Below are 24,944 nucleotides of genomic sequence, written 5' to 3' on the forward strand. Positions count from 1 at the left end.
ACCCGGCTCACAAAGCCCGGCCCGCTCCCCCCGTCACCGCTTCTTGATCCTCAGGAACGTCACGGAGTTCGCCGGGAACGTGTAGCTGAACTTCCTGGCCACCCCGCTGAACGTGGACTTCACCGGCGCCACCGGCGTAGCCGTCTCCGTGTTCACCGCGTCCGGCGCGGCCGTCAGCGTGGTCACCCGCGCCTTGGAGCGCACCTTCGCGCCGCCGAGGTCGATGGCCGTGCGCGCGGCCACCCCTTGCGCGTTGACGACCTTCAGGATCAGGTCACCCGTCTTCGCGTCCCGCGTCACGACCTGCCGGAACGGCTCCGCCGGCTTGTCGTCGGTGAAGCTGCCCCACTCCTTGCCGTCCAGCAGCAGGGTCACCTTCCGGCCGCGCACCTCGACCTCGATGTCGTAGGTGCGGCCGGTCTCGATCGTGCCCGGCTTGGAGATCAGCGAGGACTTGCCGCCGTCGACGGCCTGCTCGACCGCGCTGGTGGTGTTGTTCCAGCCGCCGAGGTTCCACCAGTAGAAGTTGCCGGTGTCCTTGACGCCGAAGGCGACGAGGAAGCCCTCCTTGCCGGACTTCTTGGTGGCCTTCACCTTGAGGTCGTAGTCGTGCCAGGCGGTGTCACCGGCCGTGACCATGGTGTTCTCGGCGGCCACGTCGGTCTGCGCGTACTGGCCGTCCTGGACGCTCCAGCTGCCGCCGCCGGTGTGGGTCCACTTCGAGGCGTCACCACTGAAGTCGTCGCTGAGCAGGCTCGTACCGTCCTCGGCCGTGACCGTCACGTCGTCGTACGCCGCCGTCGTGGCCCACGTGGAGAGGCCCACGGCGCCGGTGATCGGGCCGGTCAGTGACGGGGTGCCGGTGGCCGTCGACGGCACCACACGGTCGCCGACGTTGTTCATGAAGAGCTTCTGCGTCTCGTAGCTGGCGGAGTTCCACGAGGCGTGGTTGTTGAACCAGATCATGTCGGGGCGCCACTGCACATAGTCCTCGTTGGCGAGGAGCGGCGCGTAGGAGGCCAGCTTCACGATGTCGGCGTTGCGCTCCAGGCCGGTCATGAACGCCGCCTCGGAGAGCGCGTTCTTGAAGGCGTTGCCCTGGGAGGCGTACTCGCCGAGGAAGACCTTCGGGCCCTTCCTGTCGTACGAGTCGTAGCGGTCGTTGTTCTGGAGGAACCACTGGGGGCTGTTGTAGTAGTGCTCGTCGACCATGTCGACGTTCGCCTCACGGTTCAGCTGCCACGCCGTGTCGAACGTGGTGCCCGTGTCGTCGGGGCCGGAGTTCGAGATCACCTTGATGTCCGGGTACTTCGCCTCGATGGCGGCCCGGAACTTCTGGAAGCGGGCGAAGAACTCGTTCGGCAGGTTCTCCTCGTTGCCGACGCCGAGGTGGGTGAGGTGGAAGGGCTTCGGGTGGCCCATCCGCGCCCGCTTCTTGCCCCACGTGCTGGTGACGGGCCCGTTGGCGAACTCGATGAGGTCGAGGGTGTCCTGGATGTGCCGCTGGAGCAGGGCCTCGTCGTCGACGGCCTTGTTCTGGCCGCAGCCGGTGACGAGGGCGGGCACCACGGGCAGCGGCATGGCGCCGATGTCCTCGGAGAACTGGAAGTACTCGTAGTAGCCGAGGCCGTAACTCTGGTTGTAGCCCCAGAAGTTGGCGTTGGTGGCGCGCTGCTCGACGGGGCCGATGGTGTCCTTCCACTGGTAGGAGCGCTTGCGCTCCCAGTTCGAGGCCTCGCTGTAGTCCTGCATGGACCCGGTGTTGACGAGGCAGCCGCCGGGGAAGCGGACGAAGCCCGGCTTCAGCGCGGCGATCTTCTCGGCGAGGTCCTTGCGCAAACCGTTCCGGTGGCCCTTGTAGGTGTCGCGGGGGAAGAGGGACACCTCGTCGAGGGCGACGGCGCCGGCGGAGGCGACGGTCAGACGGCCGTGGGAGCTGGTCCGTGTCGCCTTGAAGGAGACCCGGTACTTGGCCCAGCCGCCCTTGACCTTCACGCGGCGGGCCTCGGCGAGCGCGCCGTCGGCGTCCTGGAGGGTGACGGTCAGCGCCGTGCGGGAGTCGGCACGCGCCCACACCGAGAAGTCGTACTTCTTGCCCTCCTCGACGTGGACGCCGGTGTTGTAGCCCGCGTTGGTGACGGCCGAAGAGGCGCCCAGGGAGAGGTAGTTGCGGTTGCGCTCGTTGAGGCGGCCGGCATCGTTCACGACCTGTGCGGTGCCGTCCACGGTCCACGAGGTGAGCGGGGTGTAGGCACGGTTGTCGGCGGTCGAGTACTCGAAGGACCGGTTCTGCACGAGCTCGGCGTACAGACCGCCGTCGGCGGCCCGGTTGATGTCCTCGAAGAAGACGCCGTACATGGTGTCGTCGATCTTCGCGCCCTTGGCGGCCGGGTCGACGGTGATCGCGTAGTCGGTGACGTCCTCGGCGTGCGCGGGGGCCGGGACGGAGGCGGCGGCCACCAGGAAGGCGGTGGCGGTGAGGCCGAGTCTCCAACGGGTACGGCTACTGCGTGACATGGATACTCCGCGGCTCGGGGTGGGGGTCGTGAGGTGCAGGGAGTTACATGGACGGAAGGAAGTTGTTCGACGTGCTGAACAATGATCAGCACGTCGAACGGCAAGATAGGGAGGTGACCGAGACAGCGTCAACGGGTCGCACGGCACCGAAAGTGTCGGAAGTGATCGGAAGTGAAGGACGGATGAGCACTTTCCTGCCAGTTCCCGATGTCCTGGCGCATCTCGTCGGGGGATGGCGGGTCCTGCGGTCCGTGCGGGATCTCGCGAGCGGCGCGGAGGGGGAGTTCTCGGGGACGACCGATTTCAGCCCGCTGGACGACGGCGGGCTGCTGCACCGGGAAGCCGGAACTTTCGTCTGGCAGGACGTCCCGCGCCCCGCCGAACGCACCCTGCGCTTCCTCCCGGGCGCCGCGCCCGGCACGGCCGACGTCCGTTTCGCGGACGACCGCCCCTTCCACGACCTGGACCTGACCACCGGCCGGTGGCACACGGACCACCCCTGCGTCGCCGACCTCTACCGGGGCGAGTTCGAGGTGTACGACGAGGACCGCTGGCGGACGACCTGGCGGGTCGGCGGCCCCGCCAAGGATCTGCTCCTGGTCACCGACTACACCCGCGACCGGTCGGCCGGGGGCCCCGCTCCTACTGCGCGGCGCCCAGCCGCAGGTTCCAGCGGCCCGCGTGCCCCGCGACCGTGACCGTCGACAGGGGGCGGATGTCCATGTTCCAGTACGACGACGGCGGGGCCTTCAGCGCGTAGACCAGGGCGGCGCGCAGCACGGACGGCTCGGCCACCGCGACGACACGGCCGCCCTCCCCCACCGGACGGGTCTCCAGCCAGCCGCCTATGCGGGAGATGAACCCGATCAGCGACTCGCCGCCGTGCGGGGTGGCGTGCGGGTCGGCGAGCCAGGCGTCCACGGCCGAGGGCTCGCGCGCCATGGCCTCGCCCAGCGTGAAGCCGCGCCAGCGGCCCATGTCGCAGTCCCGCAGCGCGGGCTGGGCCAGCGGCGCGTAGCCGAGGGCGTCCCCGGTGGCCCGGCTGCGGGGCGTGGGTGAGCAGTAGCGCAGCTCGGCCGCCGCCAGCGGCACCAGCTCGTGGGCGGCGCGCTGCACTTCGTCCCAGCCGGCCTGGTCCAGCGGCCGGTCGTCCTCGAAACGCTCCGCGAGCAGCGAGGAGCAGCGCGCGGCGGCGACGAACGTGACCCGAAGATGCATGCGGCGATGGTGGAACGGGGTTCTCCGCAGGTCAAGAGGCGTTACTCAGGAGTTACCGGGGGTACCGCGTCCGGCACTCCGGGCACGCGGCGCCGCACCCTGCCCCTCACTCGAACACCAGAGCCATCCACTGGTCGGGCTTGGCGAGCGGCTCGAACCCGAGCTTCGCGTAGACGCCGTGCGCGTCGTGCGTGGCGAGCAGGACACGCCGCAGCCCGTACGCCCGGAGGTGCTCGCACACGGCCGCGACGAGCGCGGTGCCGAGCCCCTTCCCGCGCGCCGACGGGGCGACGTACACATCGCAGAGCCAGGCGAACGTGGCCCGGTCGGTCACCACCCGCGCGTACGCCACCTGCTCCCCCGAACCCACCTCGTACGCACCGAAGTTGAGCGATCCCCGGATCGCGCTCTCCTGCTTCTCGCGGGCGCGGCCGAGGGCCCAGTAGGCATCGGTGGACAGCCAGTGGTGGACCCGTCCGACATCGATGCGTCCGGGATCGTCGGAGATCTCGTAGCCCGTGGGCACGGCGGGGTTCGACTCGTCGCTCATGGCAGGACGTTCGCAGGCCGGGCGCCCCCTGTCGAACCGATTACGGCCTCCTCCAGGCGCCGTACCCCTTCCGCGATCTCGCCCGTGCCCGCGACCCCCGCGAAGCTCAACCGCAGGTGGCCGGCCGGGGGTTCGGCGCTGAAGTAGGGGCGCCCGGGGGTGACGGCGACACCCGCGCGGAGGGCGGCGGCGACCAGGGCGGGCTCGTCGGTGCCGTCAGGGAGGCGCAGCCAGAGGTGGTAGCCGCCGGAGGGGATGTGAGGCAGGGCGAGTGCGGGCAGGCGCGAGCGCAGCCCGGAGGTGAGGGCGTCCCGACGGAGCTTCAACTCCCGTGAGACGGCGCGGAGATGGCGGGGCCAGGCGGGCGAGCCGACGAGTTCGAGGGCGGCCTCCTGAAGGGGGCGCGGCACGAAGAAGGTGTCGACGACCTGGATGGCGCGCAGCCGCTCCAGGACCGGGCCCCGCGCGGCCAGGGCACCGACCCGGAAGCTGGGCGAGGTCGCCTTGGTCAGCGAGGAGACGTGCACGACCACGCCGTCGGAATCGTCGGCCACCAGGGGCCGCGGCAGGGGCCCCGCGTCCTCGTGCACGAGCCGGCGTACGAAGTCGTCCTCCACGACGAAGGCCCCCGCCGCACGGGCGATCCGCAGCACCTCGCCCCTGCGGTCGGCCGCCAGGACGGCGCCGGTGGGGTTCTGGAAGAGCGGCTGGCAGACGAAGACCCGGGCGCCGGACGCCTTGAACGCGTCGGCGAGGAGGGCGGGTCTGACGCCGTCCGCGTCCACCGGGACCGGCACGGGGCGCAGCCCGGCCGCCCGGGCGATCGCCAGCATGCCGGGGTAGGTGGGCGACTCGACGAGCACGGCCGCCCCGGGCGGGGCGAGAGCGCGCAGGGCGGTGGTCAGGGCGGACTGGCCGCCCGCCGCGACGATCACCTCGGCCGCGGTGATCGCCCCGCCGATGCTCCGCGCGAACCACTCGCGCAGCTCCGGCACCCCCTCGACCGGCGGCCGCGCCCACACCCCGGGCCGCCGCCCCGCCCGGGACAGGGCGGCGCCCATCGCCTGCTCCGGCTGGAGCGACGGGTGCAGATAGCCGCCGTTGAACTCGATGACACCGGGCGGCGGGGAGGCGAGCGAGACGAGGACCCCGGAAGCGTCCACCGTGCGGGGCGAGGGCTCGGCGCTGCCGTCCGCGCTCAGCGCGACCTCCTGCCAGGAGGTGTCCCCCACCGGTGCCGTACCGCTCTCGCGCGGGGCGGCCCGGAAGGCGCCCGCCCCCGGCCGGGTCACCACGAGCCCCTCGGCGGCCAGTTGCGCCAGCGCGCGCGACACGGTCACCGGGCTCACCCGGAACCGCTCGACGAGGGCCCGGCTCGACGGCAGCTTTCCACCGACCGAGTAGCGGTTGAGCTCCTTCCGTAGCTGTTCCGCCAGTTCCGCACCACTGCTACGCTCATGCATGAGAGTAGAGAGTAGCGCTACCACGGAGACATCAGTAGCGGTGGACGCCGGCCCATCCGTGGCGGGCGACACCGGCACCTCGGCAGCGGCGGGCACCGGCCGACGACGGGACACCGGGCCGCGCCCGGCCGCCCCGGCGAGCGGTGTCGCTGCCGGTGCCGACATCCGCGGCACCCGCAACTCCGGCGGCGGCACGCTCCTGGCGGCCCTCGGTGTCACCGCCTTCTCGCTCACCTTCCCCGCCACCGCCTGGGGCCTGGAGGGCTTCGGCCCCTGGTCGCTGGTCGCCGTGCGCAGCGCGCTGGCCGCCGTCCTCGCGGGGGTGTGTCTGCTGGTCCTGCGGGTGCCGCTGCCGGACCGTCGGCACTGGGCGGGGCTCGCGGTCGTGGCCGCCGGGGTCGTGCTGGGCTTCCCGCTGCTGACCACGCTCGCGCTGCGGACCTCCACCACCGCGCACGCGGCCGTCGTGGTCGGTCTGCTCCCGCTGACGACCGCCCTGTTCTCGGCTCTGCGCATGGGCACCCGCCCCTCACGCACCTTCTGGGCAGCCGCCCTCGCCGGAGCCGCCGCGGTGCTCGCGTTCACCGTGACGCAGAGCGGCGGCTCGCTCACCACGGCCGACCTCTACCTCTTCGGCGCGCTGCTGGTGTGCGCGGCCGGCTACACCGAGGGCGGCCGGCTGGCGCGGGTGATGCCCGGCTGGCAGGTCATCGGCTGGGCTCTGGTGCTCTGTCTGCCGCTGAGCGTGCCGGGCGCGCTGTTGGCCCTGTCGTACGAACCGGCGCGGCTGACCGCGCACAGCGTGGCCGGGCTGGTGTGGGTGGCGGCCGGATCCCAGTTCCTGGGGCTGGTCGTCTGGTACCGGGGCATGGCGGCGATCGGCATTCCCAAGGCCAGCCAGTTGCAGCTGGCGCAGCCGCTGCTCACACTGGTGTGGTCGGTGCTGCTCCTCGGCGAGCAGCTCACCCCGGCCGCGCCCCTGACGGCGGCCGCGGTACTGGTCTGCATCGCGGTCACCCAGCGCTCGTCCGCCTGAGCCCGTACGCGACCGGTGCAACCGGCGCCGCCCGCAATAGACTGCGGTCACGGACCGCCACTCCCGTGCGAGACGAGGAGGCCCCCGATGCAGGCAGCCAAAGGCGACACCCTGTTGGTGCACGGCAGGACCGTCGGGCACCACGACCGGACCGCGGAGGTCCTTGAGGTGCTCGGCCAGAACGGGAATCCGCCCTACCGGGTCCGGTTCGACGACGGGCACGAGGCGCTGATGTCCCCGGGCCCGGACACCGTCGTCCGCCACCTCGGGGACACCGAGTAGCGGGTCTCCGTCAGCGCGGTGGTTCCGCCGGCCGCTGGTAGTGGTCGGCGACCACGCGTGCCATCGCGCCGATCTTGTCCTGCTCGACCTCCCTGGCCGAGAAGAAGACGTGTCCGCGTGCCTCCGGGACGTCGCGGGCCAGAGTGAGGTGCCGGGAGAGTTCGGCCGGGTCCTGCCAGGCCGCGGGCTGGGCCGGGTCACCCGCCTTGTAGAGGGCCTCCCCGATGTACAGCCGCGTCCCGCTGCCCCGGGCGGTCTCCGCCCACCAGGGCAGCAGCTTGGCGTAGTCGGCGGCGGCGAAGCCGATGTTCCAGTACAGCTGCGGGACGATGTAGTCGATCCAGTTCTCCCGGACCCACTTCCGGGTGTCCGCGTGCAGGTCGTCGTAGGTCTGCACGCCCGCCCGGGTGTCCGAGCCCCGCTCGTCGGTCACCGCGTTGCGCCATACGCCGAAGGGGCTGATCCCGAACTGGGTGCCGGGGCGGATCGCCTTGATCTGGGCCGCCGTCTCGCGCACCAGCAGGTCGATGTTGTCGCGCCGCCAGGCCGCCCGGTTGGGGAAGCTCGCGCCGTACCGGTCGTAGGCCGCGTCGTCGTCGAAGACCTGGCCGGCCACCGGGTAGGGGTAGAAGTAGTCGTCGAAGTGCACGGCGTCCACGGCGTACTTGTGGACGGCGTCGAGCATGGCCTTCTCCACGAAGGCGCGGACGGCGGGGATGCCGGGGTTGTAGTAGAGCTTGCCGCCGTAGGGGACGACCCAGTCGGGGTGCTGCCGGGCCGGATGGGAGGCGACCAGCCGGCTCGGGTCGCTGTGGATCGCGACCCGGTACGGGTTGAACCAGGCGTGCAGTTCGAGCCCCCGGGCGTGCGCCTCCCGGACGGCCGTGCCCAGCGGGTCCCAGCCGGGGTCCTTGCCCTGGGTGCCGGTGAGGTACTGCGACCAGGGCTCGTACGGGGAGGGCCAGAGGGCATCGGCACTGGGGCGCACCTGGAAGAACACCGCGTTGAGGCGCCGGTCCACGGCGGTGTCGAGCCGGGCGAGGAGTTCGGCGCGCTGTTCGGCCGCCGTCAGTCCGGCCTTCGAGGGCCAGTCCCGGTTGAGGACGGTGGCCAGCCACATGCCGCGCAGCTCGCCCTCGCCCGCCCTGCGGCGCGGGCTCGGTTCGCCGCCGGCGATGGCGGTGCCCGCCGCCACCCCGCCCGCCGCCACGAGGGTCGCCGCCGCGGTCGCCCAGAAGGCCCGCCGTGACATCCGTGGCTTGCGATGCATTCCTCGTACCTCCGCCTACCGCGTGTCCGCCGTCGCGGACCGATCCCGGACCAGCCTTCCATGTGACACCCGGAATACTGATCAGTAGGCGTCGCGGGTAACGTGCAGGTTTGGCGCAGGCCTCCACCCGGGGTATCTGCCAGGCACGAGGACCATGGAAAGGCACGATGTGACGGACATCCCGGCGGGAGACATTGCACGCGTCGGAGTCGTGGGCTGCGGCCAGATGGGAGCGGGCATCGCCGAGGTGTGCGCCCGCGCCGGACTGGACGTCAAGGTCGCCGAGACCACCGGCGAAGCCCTGGAGATCGGCCGCACCCGGCTGTTCAACTCCCTTGCCAAGGCCGCCGAACGCGGCAAGATCACCGAGGCCGAGCGGGACGGGACCCAGGCGCGCCTGAGCTTCACCACCGATCTCGGCGAGTTCGCCGACCGTGACCTCGTCATCGAGGCGGTCGTGGAGAACGAGCAGGTGAAGACGGAGATCTTCCAGGTGCTCGACCAGGTGGTGACCCGCCCGGACGCGATCCTCGCCTCCAACACCTCCTCGATCCCGCTGGTGAAGCTCGCCGTCGCCACCTCGCGGCCGGACCATGTCATCGGTATCCACTTCTTCAACCCGGCCCCGGTGCAGCAGCTCGTCGAGCTGATCCCGGCGCTGACCACCTCCGAGGGCACGCTCAGCCGGGCGCAGCTGTTCGCCGAGAAGGTCCTCGGCAAGCACCCCGTGCGGGCCCAGGACCGCTCGGGCTTCGTCGTCAACGCGCTGCTGGTGCCGTACCTGCTCTCCGCGATCCGGATGTTCGAGTCGGGCATCGCGGGCCGCGAGGACATCGACAACGGCATGGAGCTGGGCTGCGCCCACCCGATGGGTCCGCTGAAGCTCTCCGACCTGATCGGTCTGGACACCATCGTCTCCATCGCCAACAGCATGTACGACGAGTACAAGGAGCCGCTGTACGCCGCTCCCCCGCTGCTCCAGCGCATGGTGGACGCGGGGCGGCTGGGCCGGAAGTCGGGGTCGGGCTTCTACGCGTACACCTGACCTCCCGGCGGTCCGACTACGCACCGTCAGTTCTCTCACGCGTACGGGCCCGGCACCCTCCTGGGTGCCGGGCCCGTCGTATTCACACACCGTGTGCGCGGCGGACACGCATATGCCCTTCGCACACTCTCCTCACGCGCCCACCAGGCGAGTTGACTTCACGTGCGCACGCAAGGGACGGGACGACTACAGAAAGGAGCGGACTCGTGGCCATCGACCCCGAGCATCCGGTGCACCACGGCGAACTCGCAGAGTTACGCCGCCGCCTGGATGTGGCGCACACACGCGTCGAAGGAGGGCTGACCCTGCTGAGCCACCGCGCCGAACAGAGCGCCAAGGAACTCGACGACCTCAACACGCGGGTCGTCACCCTGGAGCACGCCCGCTGGCCGCTGCCCGCGGTGGCGGCCCTCACCGCCCTGGGCGCCCTGGTGGTGTCCATCTGGCAGGCGCTGGGCCGTTAGGGTCCCTCGGGCGGGACGCGCGGGAATTCAGGGCTTGGTGTCCTGCCCGAGCCGCAGATGGTGCAGCAGGAGCAGGGCGGCCGCCATGTTGGCGGCCGGGACCTCGCCGCGGGCGACCATGTCGGGGACGAGCTTGAGGGGGACCCATTCCCTGCGGTCGGACTCGAAGTCGTCCACGGGGTGACCGACGTACGCGCCCTCGTCGGCCCAGTAGACGTGGTGCAGCGCGTCGGTGAGCCCGTTGGAGGGCTCGACGCTCATCAGGTGGTGCAGGGGTCCCGGCCGCCATCCGGTCTCCTCCTCCAGTTCGCGGGCGGCCGCCTCGGCGATGGCTTCGCCGTCCTCGACGACGCCCGCCGCGAGCTCCCAGCCCCAGCTGTCGGTGATGAAGCGGTGCCGCCACAGCAGCAGCACCTCGTTCGCCTCGTTGACCACGGTGGCCACGGCGACAGGCCGCAGCCGTATCAGGAAGTGATCGAGGTGCCGCCCGTCCGGCAACGCCACATCCGCGAGATTGACGCTGAACCAGCGGTTCGAGTACACAGTTTGTTCGCTCTGTTTCGTCCACTGCACGGTTCTGCCACCTTCCGCCGAGTAAGTGGCAATATCGCAGCAGTAGCTAGGTGACAGCAGGCGCACAGCCGGTGCACGGCCGCGCCCCCGGGACGGTGTCAGAGCGGTACGCGCAGTGCCCCGTCGATGAGTTCGGCGGCCTCGGAGGTCCCCGCGCAGCCGCTGCGCACGAGGTGCTCGCGTACCGCCCGGAGTCTGTCACGCAGGCGCATGGACTCCATTCCGCGCGCCCGCTCGGCCATCTCGACCGCGGTGGCCACCGCCTTGTCCGCGTTTCCCTGCCGCAGTTCGATCTGACTGAGCATCGCGAGCCGGTGCACCCGTCCCCGGTCGTGCGCCGGGGTGTCGACGGCCGCCGCCGCGTGCTCCGCCGCGGCCGTCAGGTCGCCGAGGCTGAGCAGCGCCTCCGCCACCTGTACGTTCACCAGACCGGGTTGGACATAGCCGGTCTCATCGGGTTCGTGCCCGCGCCGGATGCGGTCGGCGGCCTGCTCCGCCCGCCGGATGCAGGACAGCGCGCTCGTGCCGTCGCCGAGGTGCGCGTACGCCTTCGCCTGCATCGCGTACAGGTCGGAGGCGAGCGCCGGGGTGATGTGCGGGCCGGCCGTGCGCAGCGCGGCCTCGGCGAAGGCGACGGCCTGCCGGTGCTCCCGCATGAACAGCGACTGGTTGACGAGGAGCGCGATCACATAGGCCCCCAGCCCCCGGTCCCCGCTGGCCTTGGCCAGCCGCAGCGCCTGGTGGAAGTAGCGCTGGGCCAGGCCGTGGGCGTCGGAGTCGTACGCGCAGATCCCGGCGATCGCGACCAACCCGCCCGTCGCCCGGTGCAGTTGGCGGCCGGTGGCGTCGGTGTAGCTGCCCCGCAGCAGCGGCGCGGCCTCGGCGTTGAGGAACCCGACGATCCGGGTGCGGGTCGCGACGCCCCCGGCCTTGCGGTACATCTGCTCGTAGTGCGTCCGGGCCGCGCGCAGCATCTCGATGTCGGCCATGCTGACGCGATGCCGTCCGCCGCGGGAGACGTCGACGTCCTCCGGCGGGTTCTCCCACTCCCAGACGGGCATCACGGCGGGCGTCCCGGTGACGGCGGGGGCGCCGAGGACATGGGGTCGCTGTTGTTCGTCGGAGCGCCACAGCGCGGTGGCGCGCTCCACGAACCCGGAGAGCCCGGCGCCGTGCGGGGAGGCCGCCTCGCCCGGCACGCCGAGCCCGATGTCGTCGAGGGTGACGGTGCGGCGCAGCCGCCCGGCGAGCACCTCGCAGATCAGGTCGGGCACCTGTCCGCGCGGCCGCTGCCCCTTCAACCACCGCGCCACAGCGGTGTGTTCGTATCTCAGCGCCAGCCCCCGGGCCCGTCCCGCCTGATTGACGTGGGCGGCTAGACCGGCGTGGGAGATACCGGCCTCGTCGAGGATCGCGTCGAGCAGGGTGTTGGGCTGCATGGAGGCCCTCCGGTGGCTCGGTGCCGGCGCATCGCAGCGTAGCGCCTCCCTCTTCACACGGGGTGTGACGGGAACGCCCGAATTCGGGCTGTGTGCGCGCTGTCGCAGAGAGTTCCGGACAGGTTGACTGGGATCCCTCGCCAAGAGGCCGGCCGGGCCGCCGGCTCCCCCTCGTACAGTGCGGTGGCCCGTCCGGGCGCAACTGGGGCGACTACCGGGTGGGGACGACAGGCGGGTTGTCGACTGCGGGTACGTCGTGGCTGGTCGCGCCGTTCCCCGCGCCCCTGAGGGCAAGTGGACGTTCGTTGCGCAGCACCAGTATGGCGATGTCGTCCTTGGGTCTTCCTCCCGCGTGGCGGAGAAGTTGGGCGAAGACGGCCCGCAGAACGGACTGGGGGGAGATGGGGCGGCGCCGTACGGCTGCCGCCAGCGCGATCCCCAGAGGGAAGAAGCGGCCCTCGCTGTCCCTCGCGTCCTCCACGCCGTCCGTGTGGAGGAACAGGGCCTCGCCCGGGAGGAGTCGGCCGTAGGCCGTGGCCGGTAGTTCGGCGGGGAGCGGGAAAAGGCCGAGCGGGGGCAGCGGGTCGGCGCGGGTGAGGGGTGTCGCTCGGTCGACGCCGAGCAGGTAGGGCCAGGGGTGGCCGCAGTTGAGGGCGTGGAGTTCGCCGTCGGGGGTGATCTCCAGGAGGAGGACCGTGACGAAGTCCTCGGTGTCCTCGGCGCGGGCGCGGAGGTGCCGGGCGAGGGCACGGTCGAGGCGGGCGAGGACCCCGGCGAGGTCGGCCTCGTCGTGGACGGCCTCGCGGAAGCAGCCGAGGACGGCGGCGACGGTACCGACGGCGGCGAGGCCGTGACCGCGTACGTCGCCCATCACCACCCGTACACCGTGCTCGGTGGCGATCACCTCGTACAGGTCGCCGCCGACGGTCGCTCCCCGGTCGGCGGAGAGCTGGACGGCGGCGGTGGCTAGCCCGGCGATCCGTGCGGGCAGCGGCCTGAGCAGGACGCTCCGCGTGGCGCCCGCGACCGCGCGCGCCTGCCGCACTTCCCGCAGCATCACCCGCCTGACGTGCAGCATCAGCCCGGTGCCGACGGCGAGGCACACAGCGCCACCCGCCATCCGGGCACCGGCACGGACGGACCGCCGGCCGAGGAGCCCTCGCCCCCGGGACCATGTCCGGCGAGGAAGCCCAGCCCTGACTCGAATCATGCCGTTGGCCCCCCATCAGGCCCGGACAGCGCGTGAGGCCCAGAAAGGCCGGTCTGATTCTGTCCACAGCACGCCCGGATGGGGGCGATCACCCACCATTGTCACCCGAATGAGTGAGGTGACCACACGGGGGCCTTGAGGGGGCATCGGGGCCCGCCCCCATGGGGCGCGGGGAACTGCGCGGCCAGCCACGAACAACCCGCAGCCGCCGCACAACCGCAGTTCCCCACCCCTCAGGCGCCCTAGCTACGCAGCACCGCTCCCGTACGCTCGCCCGCGAGGGCGACCGCCGCGTCCCGGGCCGCCGACGCCTCGTCGACGGTCAGCGTGCGATCCGCGGCCCGGAAGCGCAGCGCGTACGCCAGCGACTTCCGCCCGTCGCCCAGCTGCTCCGCGTTCTCGTAGACGTCGAACAGCCGGATGCCCTCCAGGAGTTCACCGGCGCCCTCACGGAGCGCGGCCTCCACGTCGGCGTGCGGCACGAACGCGTCGACGACGAGCGCGACGTCCTGCGTGGCGACCGGGAACGTGGAGATGCTCGGCGCCTGCGGGGTGCCGTCCCCCACCTGCTCCAGGGCGTCCAGGTCGATCTCCATCGCGGCGGTCCGGGCCGGCAGTCCGAGCGCCTTGAGGACACGCGGGTGCAGCTCGCCGGCGTGGCCGACGACCCGCTCGGTGCCGTCGGCGACGACCACGAACTCGGCGCAGCGCCCGGGGTGCCAGGGACCGTACTGGCCCTTGCGGACGACCAGTTCGGCACCGGTCTCGCGGGCGACCGCGCGGCCGGCCTCGACGGTGTCGGCCCAGTCGGCGGGACGGCCCTTGCCCCACCAGCCGGCCTGCTCGCGGGCCCCGGCGACGACGACGGCGACGTGGCGCGGCTGCTCGGGCAGCGCGGCGTTCAGCGTCGCGATCTCCTCGTCGGTGGGCCGGCGGTCGACGGGCAGCGCGACGGCGACACGCTGCTCCGCGCGGGGGAGGAAGACCAGGCCGGTCTCGAACAGGGCGAGGTCGTGCGTGCCCCGGCCGTCGTTGCGCCGCAGCGCGGCCAGCAGACCCGGCAGCAGCGAGGTGCGGAGCGCGGGCTCCTCGTCGCTCAGCGGGTTGGTCAGCCGGACGACACGGCGGGCCGGGTCGTCCGCCTCCAGGCCGAGCTGGTCGAAGACCTGCTCGCCGATGAAGGGGTAGTTCGGCGCCTCGACGAATCCGGCGCCGGCCAGCGCCCGCCCGACCCGGCGGTGCAGTCGCTGCCGGTGGGTGAGGCCGCGCCCGGCCGGGGGCCTGGGCAGTGTGGAGGGCAGGTTCTCGTAGCCCTCCAGCCGGATGACCTCTTCGGCGAGGTCGTTCGGGTCGGTGAGGTCGGGCCGCCAGGACGGAACGGTGACGATCAGCTCGTCCGTCCCGTAGACGTCGCAGCCGACCTCCTGGAGGCGGCGTACGACGGTCTCGCGGCCGTACTCGACGCCCGCGACCTTGTCCGGGTGGTTCGCCGGGATCGTGATCGTGCGGGGTGCGGACGGGGCGATCACCTCGGTGACGCCCGCGTCGGCGGTGCCGCCCGCGAGGAGCACCAGCAGGTCGACGGTGCGCTGGGCGGCGGCGGCCGCGGCCAGCGGGTCGACGCCGCGCTCGAAGCGGCGGGACGCCTCCGACGACAGCTTGTGCCGGCGGGCGGTGCGCGCGATGGCGACCTGGTCGAAGTGGGCGGCCTCGATGACGACGTCGCTGGAGGCGTTCCCCCCGTTCTCGGCGGCGTCGTGGTCGGCGATCTCGGTGTCGGCGCCGCCCATGACACCGGCGAGGCCGATGGGTCCGCGCTCGTCGGTGATCACCAGGTCCTCGGCGTGCAGGGTGCGCGTGACACCGTCGAGGGTGACGATCTTCTCGCCCTCCTCGGCCCGGCGGACGCCGATCGTGCCCTGGACGAGGGAGCGGTCGTAGGCGTGCAGGGGCTGGCCCAGCTCCATCATCACGTAGTTGGTGATGTCGACGGCGAGGGAGATCGGGCGCATGCCGACCTTCTGCAGCCGGCGCTTGAGCCAGATCGGGGAGCGCGCCTCGGGGTCGAGACCGGTGACGGTACGGGCGGTGAAGCGGTCGCAGCCGAGCGGGTCGGAGACCTGGACGGGGTGGCCGAACGCGTTCGGGCCCGGTACGTCGAGGAGCGCCGGGTCGCGCAGCGGCAGGCCGTAGGCGATGGCGGTCTCGCGGGCGACTCCGCGGATCGACAGGCAGTAGCCGCGGTCGGGCGTGACGGCGATGTCGAGGACCTCGTCGACCAGCTCCAGCAGCTCGATCGCGTCCTTGCCGACCTCGGTCTCCGGCGGCAGCACGATGATGCCCTTGGTGCCGTCGTCGCCCATGCCCAGCTCGTCGCTGGAGCAGATCATGCCGTGGGAGTTGCGGCCGTAGGTCTTGCGCGCGGAGATGGCGAAGCCGCCGGGCAGTTCGGCGCCCGGGAGGACCACGACGACCTTGTCGCCGACGGCGAAGTTGCGGGCGCCGCAGACGATCTCCTGGGGCTCGCCGGTGCCGTTGGCCGTGCCGACGTCGACGGTGCAGAAGCGGATGGGCTTCTTGAACTCCGTCAGCTCCTCGATCGTCAGCACCTGACCGACGACGAGGGGGCCCTTGAGGCCGTCGCCGAGCTGCTCGACCGTCTCGACCTCCAGACCGGCCGAGATGAGCTTGGCCTGGACGTCACGACCGGTCTCGGTGGCCGGCAGGTCGACGTACTCCCGCAGCCAGGAAAGCGGGACCCGCATCAGATCTCCATCCCGAACGGCCGGGTGAACCGGACGTCACCCTCGACCATGTCTCGCATGTCTTCGACGTTGTGGCGGAACATCAGCATCCGCTCGATGCCGAACCCGAAGGCGAATCCGCTGTACTTCTCGGGGTCGACGCCGCAGGCGGTGAGCACCCGGGGGTTGACCATGCCGCAGCCGCCGAGCTCGATCCAGCCCTCGCTGGAGCAGGTGCGGCAGGGGTTGTCGGGGTTGCCGACGGAGGTGCCCTTGCAGACGTAGCAGAGCATGTCCATCTCGGCGGACGGCTCGGTGAACGGGAAGAAGTTCGGCCGGAGCCGGGTCTTCATGCCCTCGCCGAACAGCGACTGGACCATGTGGTCGAGGGTGCCCTTGAGGTCGGCCATGGTCAGGCCCTCGTCGACGGCGAGCAGCTCGACCTGGTGGAAGACCGGGGTGTGCGTGGCGTCCAGCTCGTCGGTGCGGTACACGCGGCCGGGGCAGATCACGTACACCGGCAGGTCGCGCTCCAGCAGGGAGCGGATCTGCACGGGCGAGGTGTGGGTGCGCAGCACGACGCCGGACTCGGTGCCGCCCTCGGGGCCCTGCACGAAGAAGGTGTCGGCCTCGCCGCGGGCCGGGTGGTCCGGGCCGATGTTGAGCGCGTCGAAGTTGAACCACTCGGCCTCGACCTGGGGGCCCTCGGCGACCTCGTAGCCCATGGCCACGAAGATGTCCTCGATGCGCTCCGAGAGCGTGGTGAGCGGGTGGCGGGCGCCGGCGGGTACGCGGTCGTAGGGCAGCGTGACGTCCACGGCCTCCTCGACCAGCACCCGGGCGTCGCGCTCGGCCTCCAGCTCGCTCTGGCGGGCGGCGAGGCCCTTGTTCACCGCGCCCCGGGCCTGTCCGACGAGCTTGCCCGCGGCGGCCTTGGCCTGCGGGGGCAGCGCGCCGATCTCGCGGTTGGCGAGGGCCAGCGGGGAGGTGCCCCCGGTGTGGGCGACCTTGGCCTCCTGGAGCGCGTCGAGGGAGTCCGCGGCGGCGAAGGCGGCGAGCGCCTCGTCCCGCATGCGCTCGATCTCTTCCGGTTTCAAGGCCTCGACCTCTACAGGGTCGTACGACTTATTCGGTGCCGACATCTCTTCCCGTGCTTCCGATTGGCTGGCGGATGGTCCCCGTACCGACTCGTGGACGGATCGTCACGGTTTTTGGGACACAAAGGTGCCAAAGGCCGAGTCTAACGGGGTGGAGGTGTTGCGAACGCGCCCGTGGTGCTCAGGCCAGGTAGGCCGGCGCCGCCACGGGCAACGTAAATCGGAACTCGGCGCCGCCGCCGTGGGCGCGTCCGACGGTGATGGTGCCGCCGTGGGCTTCGACGATGCCCTTGACGATGTACAGCCCGAGGCCGGTGCCACCGCGCTTGCTGCCCCGCCAGAAGCGGGTGAAGACGCGGTTCATGGACTCCTCCGGGATGCCACTGCCCTCGTCGCTCACCGTGACCGACGTGCCGGTGTCCTCCCCTTCGCGGGGGGACGCCGTGGGCGTGACGTCAATCGTGACGGTTCCCTCGCCGTGCCGCACCGCATTTTCGAGCAGGTTGCTCAGCACCTGGTCGATCTTGTCCGGGTCGGCCCACAGGGCGGGCAGCGGCTGCCCGATCCGCAGCAGGAACCGGTCGGCGGGCTGTCCGGCGGCGACGTAGGCCTGGATGTGCCGTCCGACGGCGGCGCCCATGTCGACGGGCTGCCGCCGCACCTCCAGCCGTCCCGAGTCGATCCGCGAGATGTCGAGCAGCTCGGCGATGAGCCGGGTGACCCGGTTGGCGTCGGCGTCGACGGTCTCCAGCATCAGCTTCTTCTGGTCGTCCGTGAACCGCTCCCACTTGGCGAGCAGCGTCGCGGTGAACCCCTTGACCGACGTCAGGGGGGAGCGCAGTTCGTGGGCCACGGTGGCGATCAGCTCCGCGTGACTGCGCTCGGTGCGGCGCCGGGCCTCGGTGTCGCGCAGCGAGACGACGACCCGGCGGACGGGCCCGGTCGGCTCCGTCCGGACGTAACGGGCCGATACGAGGATCTCGCGCGCCCCGGGCAGCAGCAGGTTCCGCTCGGGCTGCCCGACCCGGATGGCGAGCCCTCCGTACGGGTCGGTCAGCTGCCACCAGCGGCGGCCTTCGAGGTCTTCTAAGGGGAGGGCCCATTCGAGAGGGCGGCCGAGGGCGTCGGCGGCGGGGATCGCGGTGATCCGGGCGGCGGCGGCGTTGAAGCAGATCACGCGGCCGTTCTCGTCGGCCACGACCAGTCCGTCGGGGAGGTCGTCGGGGTCGATGCCCAGGTCGGCGAGGTCGCCCTGCCGGGCCGCGGATGTGGCGAGCACGTCCCGTGCCACCGGTGTGCCGCTCGTGCCGACCCTCATCCCCGTACCCCACCTCTCGCGTTGTGCAGTGGGCCCCCGAGCCCGTCACCCTACTAGCTGGGCGTGACGGTGCGGCACCCTCCGAAGGCGCGCTGTGCACGGGCGGACGCGTAGAGACATACGGCGGCGGCGGTCGCCAGGTTCAGGCTTTCCGCCTTTCCGTGGATCGGTACGCGCACGACGGCGTCGGCGAGCGCCCGGGTCTCCTCGGGCAGCCCCCAGGCCTCGTTGCCGAACACCCAGGCCGTGGGCCCGCCCATGGTGCCCTTGTCGAGTTCGTCGTCGAGGTCGTCCTGCCCCGCGCCGTCGGCGGCGAGGACACGTACGCCGATGCCCTTGAGCCCCGCGACGGCCTCTTCCACGGGCACCCCGACAGCCACCGGCAGATGGAAGAGCGAGCCGACGGAGGCGCGCACGGCCTTGGGGTTGTAGAGGTCCACGGAGGCGTCGGTGAGCACGACGGCTTCCGCGCCGGCGGCGTCGGCGCACCGCAGCACGGTGCCGGCGTTGCCGGGGTCGCGGACGTGGGCGAGTACGGCGACGAGCCTCGGGCGCGCGGCGAGGATCTCGTCGAAGGGGGTGTCGAGGAACCGGCAGATCCCGACGAGGCCCTGGGGGGTGACGGTGGTGGAGATGTCGGCGATCACTGCCTCGTCGGCGAGGTGGACGCGGGCGCCGGCGGTGCGGGCGTCCTGGACGACGTCGGCGTAGCGCTCCGCGGCGTCGACCGTGACGAACAGTTCGACCAAGGTGTCCGCGCGCCCGGTGGCCTCGCGGACAGCCTGCGGGCCCTCCGCGAGGAACAGCCGGTCCTTCCCCCGGAAGTTCCGCTTCGCCAGCCGGCGGGCCGCGGTGACGCGGGCGGACCGGGGGGAGATCAACTCGGGAACGGCGGGCATGGGTCACCTTTGGATCGGAGAGCTCGGGGGGGTTCGGTGCGTCAGCGAGTGCGGGTGCGTGGGGGCTGGTCGCGCAGTTCCCCGCGCCCCTGAAAAGCAGGGGCCTGGTCTTTCAGGGGCGCGGGGAACTGCGCGAGAACCCCCACGCACCCGCACCCGCACCCGCACCCGACAACGCACCCAAAAAAAACCCGGGCCCACAGGCATCTTGCACCTGCGGGCCCGGGTCATACGCGGCTCAGGCCAGCGCGAGCGTCACGCCGCCTTGGGCGCGTTCACGTCCGCCGGCAGCGCCTTCTGCGCGACCTCGACGAGCGCGGCGAACGCGGGGGCGTCGTTGACGGCCAGCTCGGCGAGGATCTTGCGGTCGACCTCGATGTTCGCGGCCTTCAGACCCTGGATGAGGCGGTTGTACGTCATGCCGTTCTGGCGGGCCGCAGCGTTGATGCGCTGGATCCACAGCTGACGGAAGTCGCCCTTGCGCTTCTTGCGGTCGTTGTAGTTGTAGACCAGCGAGTGGGTGACCTGCTCCTTGGCCTTGCGGTACAGGCGCGAACGCTGACCGCGGTAGCCGGAGGCCTGCTCGAGGATCGCCCGGCGCTTCTTGTGGGCGTTGACTGCCCGCTTGACGCGTGCCACTTGTTAACTCCTTGTAGCGGGGCCGTGGATGTCGTCACACGACCCGAAATCGATGGGGTCCCGGTCCTGACGTACGGCGCTCACGAGGGGCGCCGGGTACGTCACTTGCCGAGAAGCTTCTTGATCTTCGCGGCGTCGCCCGGGGCCATCTCGGCGTTGCCGGTGAGGCGACGCGTCACGCGGGACGACTTGTGCTCGAGCAGGTGGCGCTTGCCGGCGCGCTCACGGAGCACCTTGCCGGAGCCGGTGATCTTGAAGCGCTTGCTGGCACCGCTGTGCGACTTGTTCTTCGGCATAGCGCCGTTCTCTCCTCGTCAGTGGCGCTCCGGTGCCCGGTCGCTAAACCGGGCACGACGGAACGTCATTTCTTTCGGTTGGCACCCTGGACCGGTGTCCAGGGCTTCCCCCGGACTCGCGTCCCGGGGACTTACGCCTCGGCAGGCTCTTCGGCCGGCGCCTCGGCTTCGACGTGCTCCACGTCGGAGTGCTCGGCGTCGGCGGCGTTCTGCGACTTGCCGGGGTTGGCCTTCGCTTCCGCCTTCCGGGCTTCCTGCGCCTGACGGGCCTCGGCCATCGCCTCGGTCTTCTTCTTGTGCGGACCGAGGACCATGATCATGTTTCGGCCGTCCTGCTTCGGGTTCGACTCGACGAACCCGAGGTCCTCGACGTCCGACGCGAGACGCTGCAGCAGTCGGTAGCCCAGCTCGGGCCGGGACTGCTCGCGACCACGGAACATGATCGTGATCTTGACCTTGTCGCCCTGCTTGAGGAACCGGACGACGTGACCCTTCTTGGTGTCATAGTCGTGCGGGTCGATCTTCGGCCGGAGCTTCATCTCCTTGATGACCGTGTGCGCCTGGTTCTTGCGCGCCTCACGGGCCTTCATGGCCGACTCGTACTTGAACTTCCCGTAGTCCATGAGCTTGCAGACCGGCGGACGGGCGTTCGCGGCCACCTCGACCAGGTCGAGGTCGTACTCCTGCGCAAGCTCCAGGGCCTTGGCAAGCGGAACAATCCCGACCTGCTCGCCGCTGGGACCGACAAGTCGCACCTCGGGAACGCGAATCCGGTCGTTGATGCGGGGCTCGGCGCTGATGGATCCTCCTCGGTAGCACCACACGACGGTCTGGCGGACCGCCGCGTCATGTCTGGTTGACATCTGGACCAACCACCGGGAGCCACGAAAAATGCCCCGGACGGAACACAGGCGGGGCTCCATGAACTGCCGGAGCACCGCCGCGGGTGTGCCGCGGGGCGCAATATCGGACGACTCCACCGTCCGTACGGAACGGTGGGGGCCGTCTGACCGGGTGACCTGCCGTCCCGGAGGACAGTCAGGTGGGAGTGCGGAGCCTCCACTTGCGGGCCGGACACACAGGTGTCCAGCCGGTCGTTGACACCACCATACCGGGTCCAAACCTGACGTGCCAATCGAGCTGCGGCGACTCCCGCAGGCCGGGAGGCACGTGCCGGGGCCTATCGTGTGGGGCATGAGTGAGACCCCTCCTGAGAACCCCGACTTCGACTCGATGACCCGCGACATCGCCGAGGTCCCCGCGGTCGAGGTGATCGTGACGGTCGCCGTCAACCTGATGAGCGCCGCCGCGGTGAAGCTCGGTCTGACCGAGGAGGGCGACAAGTACAAGGACCTGGACGAGGCCCGCAAGCTGGTCAGCGCCCTCGCCGGTCTGCTGGACGCCTCCGCGACCGAGATCAGCTCCTTCCACGCGGCCCCGCTGCGAGACGGCCTGAAGTCGCTCCAGCTGGCGTTCCGCGAGGCGTCGCTCGTCCCGGACGAGCCGGGCCAGGGCCCGGGCGAGAAGTACACGGGCCCGATCTACGGCTAGGGCCCTTCCGACGGCTACGCCCGTACGTACAAGGGCTCGCCCGGTGATGTCGCCCCGGCCGGCAGCAGTGCCAGGTCGAGGCCGCGCACCAGGCGGGCCCTCAGTGTCTCGTCGGCGGCGAGGCGCCCGGCGACGGACCGCGCGGTCTCGGCCTGGGGCGCGGCCTCGTCGAGGACCAGGGCGAGGGTGCCGTCGGCCTGTCCGGGGCCGAGGTGGGCGCGGAGCACGGCCGGCTCGGCGGCGACGGCGGCGCGTACGGCGTCGAGGACGGCGGGGTCGGCGAGCGGGTCGGTGGTGGTGCGTCCCTCGGCGAGCGCGAGCAGGGCGCGGCCGGTCAGCTCGTAGGGGACGGGGCCGGCCAGGTCGAGCACGATCGTGTCGGCGTTCTCGTGCGCGGCGGCCTGAAGCGCCTGGTGCAGCGGTACGGCGACGGGGCGGGCGGCGGGGTCCCAGCGGGCGAGGCTCTCGGTGGAGGTGAAGGCGGGCAGGGCGGTGCGGCCGCCGGCCTTGAGGGTGGGGACGGCCATGTCGCTGGTCTTCTCCCGGCGCAGTCCGTTCTCATCCACCTCGACCTCCCCGAGCACGGCCACGACGGGCACGAGCAGCCGGGCGCCCCTGAGCGCTTCGAGGACGGGGCCCACGGCGGTGCGGTCGTCGGCCCAGGCGGCGAGCGCGGCACTCAGCCGGGGGTCGGCGGAGCCGTCGTCGTCGGAGAAGCCGGGGTCGGGAATGTTCTTGTTCGCCACGGTCGTCGACCCTATCGGGGGAAGTCTCCTGGGCGTTCGGCGGGCCGGAAACGTGTTCGTCACCTCGCTCACGGTTTTCTCAGCCGACCCTGACAACCATCTAACAATCGCCTAACCACACGCACAGCCCGGCACAGAAGCATCGCGGCATGTCCTCTCGCCGAGCCCGTCGCCGCGCCCGTACGTCCGGGCGCCGTCCGTTCCTCCCTCTCGCGCTCGCCTCCGTCGTCCTGGTGGGCGGCACGGCCGCGGGGACGGTGTTCGTGCGGGCCCAGGCACAGGACCGCGGCGCCTCGGCCGTATCGTCGTCGGGGCCGTCGGCACCCTCGTCGGTGGCCGCTGAGGAGGCTTCGGTGGAACCTGTGGCGGTGCCCGAGGTGGACCACGACGAACGGCTCGCGACGGCCCTGGCGGAGCTGCCCGTCGAGGACGGCGCGGCGGTGTCCGTGGCCGTGCTGGACGTGGCGTCCGGCGACTCGGCCGTGTACGGGGACGCCCGGTTCGACACCGCGAGCATCGTCAAGCTGGACATCCTGGCGGCGCTGCTGCTCCAGGCCGAGGACGCGGACCGGCGGCTCACCGCGCAGGAGCGGACGTACGCCTCGGCGATGATCCGCGACAGCGACAACGACTCCGCGACCGCGCTGTGGAAGGTCATCGGGCAGGCGGCCGGCCTGGACGCGGCGAACGAGCGGTTCGGGCTGACGGCGACCGAGGGCGGCGACGGGCTGTACTGGGGCCTCACCCTGACCACGGCGGCCGATCAACTCGCCCTGCTCCGGCAGGTGTTCGGGGACGACGACACCTCCGTACTGAGCGCGGACGCGCGGGCCTACGTCCAGGATCTGCTGGCGCGGATCGCCGAGGGCCAGGACTGGGGTGTCTCGGCCGCGGCGACGGGCGGAGCCGCGGGATCGGGCTTCGCCCTGAAGAACGGCTGGCTGCCCCGCACCGCCACCGGCCTGTGGGACATCAACAGTGTCGGCCGGGTCTCGGTGGACGGGCGCGCGTACCTGGTCGCCGTGGTGTCCGACGGCCACCCGACGAAGGCGAAGGGCATCGCGACGGTCGAGGCGGCGGCGAAGGCGGCGGTGTCGGTCTTCGCGGACACCGCGGGCACGGCGGGCACGGCGGGCACGGCGGGCACGGCGGACGCGGCGGACGCGGCGGGCACGGCGGACGCGGCGGACGCGGAGGACGCGACGGGTTCGGCGGAGGAGGCGGGTGCGGCTGAGGGGGCGGACGCCTCCGGAGGGGCGGATGCGGCGGCGCGGGTGGCCACCAGCTCGTAGGCGCGGGTGTCAGACGATGAACTCATCGGGGCGGCCACGGCCCCGCCCGCGCCAGATCACCACGGCGGTGATCAGCAGGAGCACGCCGAGGCCGCCCGCGGCGGGGGCCGTCCAGCCGGCCGTGGGGTCCTCCTCCTCGACCGGGTCCGGGCCGGAGCCGAAGTACTTGCCGCCGTGCGACGCGGCCTTGAGATCGTCGGGCTTCAGCTTGCCGCCCTCCGCGATGGCGGCGGCCGGGTCGACGAAGCCGAAGCCCCGGGAGTCGTCGCGACCGCCGACCGGCGCCTCGCGGGCGGTGTCCTCCAGGAGGCGTTTGACCTGGGCGGGGGTGAGGGCGGGGTGGGCCGCCCGGATGAGGGCGACGGCGCCGGAGACGAAGGCCGCGGCGGCGCTGGTGCCCCAGCCCTCGTAGTACTTGCGGTCGGGGTCGGCGATGACGACGTGCATGCCGGGGGCGCTGACGGTCGCGTACCAGCGGCGGGTGGAGAACGGGGCGCGGTCGCCGTCCTCGTCGACCGCGGTCACCGCTATCACGCCCGGGTAGGCCGCCGGGTAGGAGACGTGGTCGCCCTTCTCGCCGCCGTTGCCGGCCGAGGCGACGACGATCGAACCCTTCGCGAGGGCGTACTGGACGGCCGCGTCCTCGGAGGGCTCCGGGTGGGCGGACTCGGAGTCGTCGCCGAGGGAGAGGTTGATGACGTCGACGCCCTGGTCCGCGGCCCAGCGGATACCGTCGGCGAGGGCGTTGCCCCGGGTGTTGCGGGCCTTGGAGCGGGCCGAGTCGCCGTCCTCGAGGATGACGCGGACGGGGAGGATCCTGGCCTCGGGGGCGATGCCGAGGACGCCCTCGGAGCGGTTCACGCCGTGGCCGTGTCCGGCGATGATGCCGGCCATGGCGGTGCCGTGCCGCGCCCAGGAGCGATCGCCGCGCGAGGCCCCGAAGCCGACCATGTCCTTCGTCGGCAGCACGTTGCCTGCCAGGTCGGGGTGTTCGTCGTCGACGCCGGTGTCGAGCACGGCGACGGTGATCCCGGCGCCCTTCGTCGTACGCCACGCCTCCTGCGTACGCATCGCGTCCAGCGCCCACTGCTGGTCCCGGATGCCGTCGGCGTGCGCGGCGGTGGACGGCAGGAGGGCCAGGGAGGCGGCGAGGGGCACACTGAGCAGACCGCTCCGCAGACGCCGCCGGCGGTCGGCTCCGGAGGCACGCGGGGGGATGTCGGCGGGCGCTTGGGCGTCGTGCGTGACAGGAGCGGTGTGCGCGTGTCCGGCGTGCACGGAAGCGGCCGCCTCGG

The 24,944-nt window shown here is 71.8% G+C and carries 24 protein-coding genes; 7 read left to right on the forward strand and 17 right to left on the reverse strand.

The window, feature by feature from the left end; translation table 11 throughout:
- Positions 1 to 33: 33 nt before the first annotated feature.
- Positions 34 to 2,517, reverse strand: coding sequence for an alpha-L-arabinofuranosidase C-terminal domain-containing protein (locus HW837_RS29460; protein WP_193380459.1), 2,484 nt, complete (start codon positions 2,515 to 2,517; stop codon positions 34 to 36).
- A gap of 182 nt (positions 2,518 to 2,699) precedes the next feature.
- On the opposite strand from HW837_RS29460, the gene HW837_RS29465 reads away from it, so the two are divergent.
- Positions 2,700 to 3,215: a DUF6314 family protein gene (locus tag HW837_RS29465; RefSeq protein WP_237270429.1), complete on the forward strand. Its 516-nt coding sequence runs from the start codon at positions 2,700 to 2,702 to the stop codon at positions 3,213 to 3,215.
- On the opposite strand, the gene HW837_RS29470 is transcribed toward HW837_RS29465, so the two are convergent.
- From HW837_RS29470 to HW837_RS29480, 3 genes are all read right to left on the reverse strand, one after another.
- Complete coding sequence (locus HW837_RS29470) at positions 3,160 to 3,735, reverse strand: histidine phosphatase family protein (RefSeq protein ID WP_045557161.1); 576 nt, start codon at positions 3,733 to 3,735, stop codon at positions 3,160 to 3,162. The genes HW837_RS29465 and HW837_RS29470 overlap by 56 nt on opposite strands.
- Positions 3,736 to 3,841: 106 nt before the next feature.
- Complete coding sequence (locus tag HW837_RS29475; RefSeq protein ID WP_045557160.1) at positions 3,842 to 4,285, reverse strand: GNAT family N-acetyltransferase; 444 nt, start codon at positions 4,283 to 4,285, stop codon at positions 3,842 to 3,844.
- A complete protein-coding gene (locus tag HW837_RS29480; protein WP_093789381.1) occupies positions 4,282 to 5,748 on the reverse strand; it encodes an aminotransferase-like domain-containing protein in 1,467 nt (488 codons plus the stop codon). The genes HW837_RS29475 and HW837_RS29480 overlap by 4 nt, the downstream gene beginning before the upstream one ends.
- Here HW837_RS29480 and HW837_RS29485 point away from each other — a divergent pair.
- Together HW837_RS29485 and HW837_RS29490 are read left to right on the forward strand one after the other, a co-directional pair.
- Positions 5,747 to 6,784 (forward strand): DMT family transporter, encoded by a 1,038-nt coding sequence (locus tag HW837_RS29485; RefSeq protein WP_193380458.1) that lies wholly within the window; start codon positions 5,747 to 5,749, stop codon positions 6,782 to 6,784. The two genes, HW837_RS29480 and HW837_RS29485, sit on opposite strands and share 2 nt — an antisense overlap.
- Before the next feature lie 87 nt (positions 6,785 to 6,871).
- Positions 6,872 to 7,066: a DUF1918 domain-containing protein gene (locus tag HW837_RS29490; protein ID WP_045557157.1), complete on the forward strand. Its 195-nt coding sequence runs from the start codon at positions 6,872 to 6,874 to the stop codon at positions 7,064 to 7,066.
- A 10-nt stretch (positions 7,067 to 7,076) separates the two neighbouring features.
- On the opposite strand, the gene HW837_RS29495 is transcribed toward HW837_RS29490, so the two are convergent.
- Positions 7,077 to 8,336, reverse strand: coding sequence for a glycoside hydrolase family 10-like protein (locus tag HW837_RS29495; RefSeq protein ID WP_443033188.1), 1,260 nt, complete (start codon positions 8,334 to 8,336; stop codon positions 7,077 to 7,079).
- A gap of 154 nt (positions 8,337 to 8,490) precedes the next feature.
- Between HW837_RS29495 and HW837_RS29500 the strand changes: the two genes are divergently transcribed.
- Together HW837_RS29500 and HW837_RS29505 are read left to right on the forward strand one after the other, a co-directional pair.
- Entirely contained in the window at positions 8,491 to 9,381 is an 891-nt protein-coding gene (locus HW837_RS29500) for a 3-hydroxybutyryl-CoA dehydrogenase (RefSeq protein WP_060885398.1), read from the forward strand.
- 206 nt (positions 9,382 to 9,587) lie between these two features.
- A complete protein-coding gene (locus HW837_RS29505; RefSeq protein WP_045557154.1) occupies positions 9,588 to 9,845 on the forward strand; it encodes a hypothetical protein in 258 nt (85 codons plus the stop codon).
- Positions 9,846 to 9,872: 27 nt separating this feature from the next.
- Here HW837_RS29505 and HW837_RS29510 read toward each other — a convergent pair whose 3' ends face one another.
- The 10 genes from HW837_RS29510 to infC form a co-directional block, all read right to left on the reverse strand.
- A complete protein-coding gene (locus HW837_RS29510) occupies positions 9,873 to 10,418 on the reverse strand; it encodes an NUDIX domain-containing protein (protein WP_045557153.1) in 546 nt (181 codons plus the stop codon).
- 98 nt (positions 10,419 to 10,516) lie between these two features.
- The gene (locus HW837_RS29515; protein WP_045557358.1) at positions 10,517 to 11,857 is read right to left on the reverse strand and encodes an NsdA family TPR-like regulatory protein; all 1,341 of its coding nucleotides are present in this window, start codon (positions 11,855 to 11,857) and stop codon (positions 10,517 to 10,519) included.
- 211 nt (positions 11,858 to 12,068) lie between these two features.
- The gene (locus HW837_RS29520) at positions 12,069 to 12,977 is read right to left on the reverse strand and encodes a PP2C family protein-serine/threonine phosphatase (protein WP_196790282.1); all 909 of its coding nucleotides are present in this window, start codon (positions 12,975 to 12,977) and stop codon (positions 12,069 to 12,071) included.
- 332 nt (positions 12,978 to 13,309) lie between these two features.
- Positions 13,310 to 15,832, reverse strand: coding sequence for a phenylalanine--tRNA ligase subunit beta (gene pheT, locus HW837_RS29525; RefSeq protein WP_045557152.1), 2,523 nt, complete (start codon positions 15,830 to 15,832; stop codon positions 13,310 to 13,312).
- Entirely contained in the window at positions 15,832 to 16,953 is a 1,122-nt protein-coding gene (gene pheS, locus HW837_RS29530; protein WP_045557151.1) for a phenylalanine--tRNA ligase subunit alpha, read from the reverse strand. Before pheS ends, pheT begins: the two co-directional genes overlap by 1 nt.
- A 136-nt stretch (positions 16,954 to 17,089) precedes the next feature.
- On the reverse strand, positions 17,090 to 18,226 hold the full coding sequence (locus HW837_RS29535; protein WP_045557150.1) for a sensor histidine kinase: 1,137 nt from the start codon (positions 18,224 to 18,226) through the stop codon (positions 17,090 to 17,092).
- Between the two features lie 53 nt (positions 18,227 to 18,279).
- Positions 18,280 to 19,125: a TrmH family RNA methyltransferase gene (locus HW837_RS29540; protein ID WP_045557149.1), complete on the reverse strand. Its 846-nt coding sequence runs from the start codon at positions 19,123 to 19,125 to the stop codon at positions 18,280 to 18,282.
- Positions 19,126 to 19,380: 255 nt separating this feature from the next.
- Complete coding sequence (gene rplT / locus HW837_RS29545) at positions 19,381 to 19,764, reverse strand: 50S ribosomal protein L20 (RefSeq protein ID WP_045557148.1); 384 nt, start codon at positions 19,762 to 19,764, stop codon at positions 19,381 to 19,383.
- A gap of 101 nt (positions 19,765 to 19,865) precedes the next feature.
- A complete protein-coding gene (gene rpmI / locus HW837_RS29550; RefSeq protein WP_003977225.1) occupies positions 19,866 to 20,060 on the reverse strand; it encodes a 50S ribosomal protein L35 in 195 nt (64 codons plus the stop codon).
- 131 nt (positions 20,061 to 20,191) lie between these two features.
- Positions 20,192 to 20,884 (reverse strand): translation initiation factor IF-3, encoded by a 693-nt coding sequence (gene infC, locus HW837_RS29555; RefSeq protein WP_060885396.1) that lies wholly within the window; start codon positions 20,882 to 20,884, stop codon positions 20,192 to 20,194.
- A gap of 370 nt (positions 20,885 to 21,254) precedes the next feature.
- Between infC and HW837_RS29560 the strand changes: the two genes are divergently transcribed.
- Entirely contained in the window at positions 21,255 to 21,611 is a 357-nt protein-coding gene (locus HW837_RS29560; RefSeq protein ID WP_045557146.1) for a DUF1844 domain-containing protein, read from the forward strand.
- Positions 21,612 to 21,625: 14 nt separating this feature from the next.
- Here the strand turns inward: HW837_RS29560 and HW837_RS29565 are convergent, their stop codons facing one another.
- Positions 21,626 to 22,357, reverse strand: coding sequence for an SseB family protein (locus HW837_RS29565; protein WP_045557145.1), 732 nt, complete (start codon positions 22,355 to 22,357; stop codon positions 21,626 to 21,628).
- A 149-nt stretch (positions 22,358 to 22,506) separates the two neighbouring features.
- On the opposite strand from HW837_RS29565, the gene HW837_RS29570 reads away from it, so the two are divergent.
- Entirely contained in the window at positions 22,507 to 23,649 is a 1,143-nt protein-coding gene (locus HW837_RS29570) for a class A beta-lactamase-related serine hydrolase (protein ID WP_237270430.1), read from the forward strand.
- A 9-nt stretch (positions 23,650 to 23,658) separates the two neighbouring features.
- Here the strand turns inward: HW837_RS29570 and mycP are convergent, their stop codons facing one another.
- Entirely contained in the window at positions 23,659 to 24,867 is a 1,209-nt protein-coding gene (gene mycP, locus HW837_RS29575) for a type VII secretion-associated serine protease mycosin (RefSeq protein ID WP_093789439.1), read from the reverse strand.
- Between the last annotated feature and the right edge of the window lie 77 nt (positions 24,868 to 24,944).

It is taken from the genome of Streptomyces caniscabiei (genome assembly GCF_014930365.1).
Classification (GTDB): domain Bacteria; phylum Actinomycetota; class Actinomycetes; order Streptomycetales; family Streptomycetaceae; genus Streptomyces; species Streptomyces caniscabiei.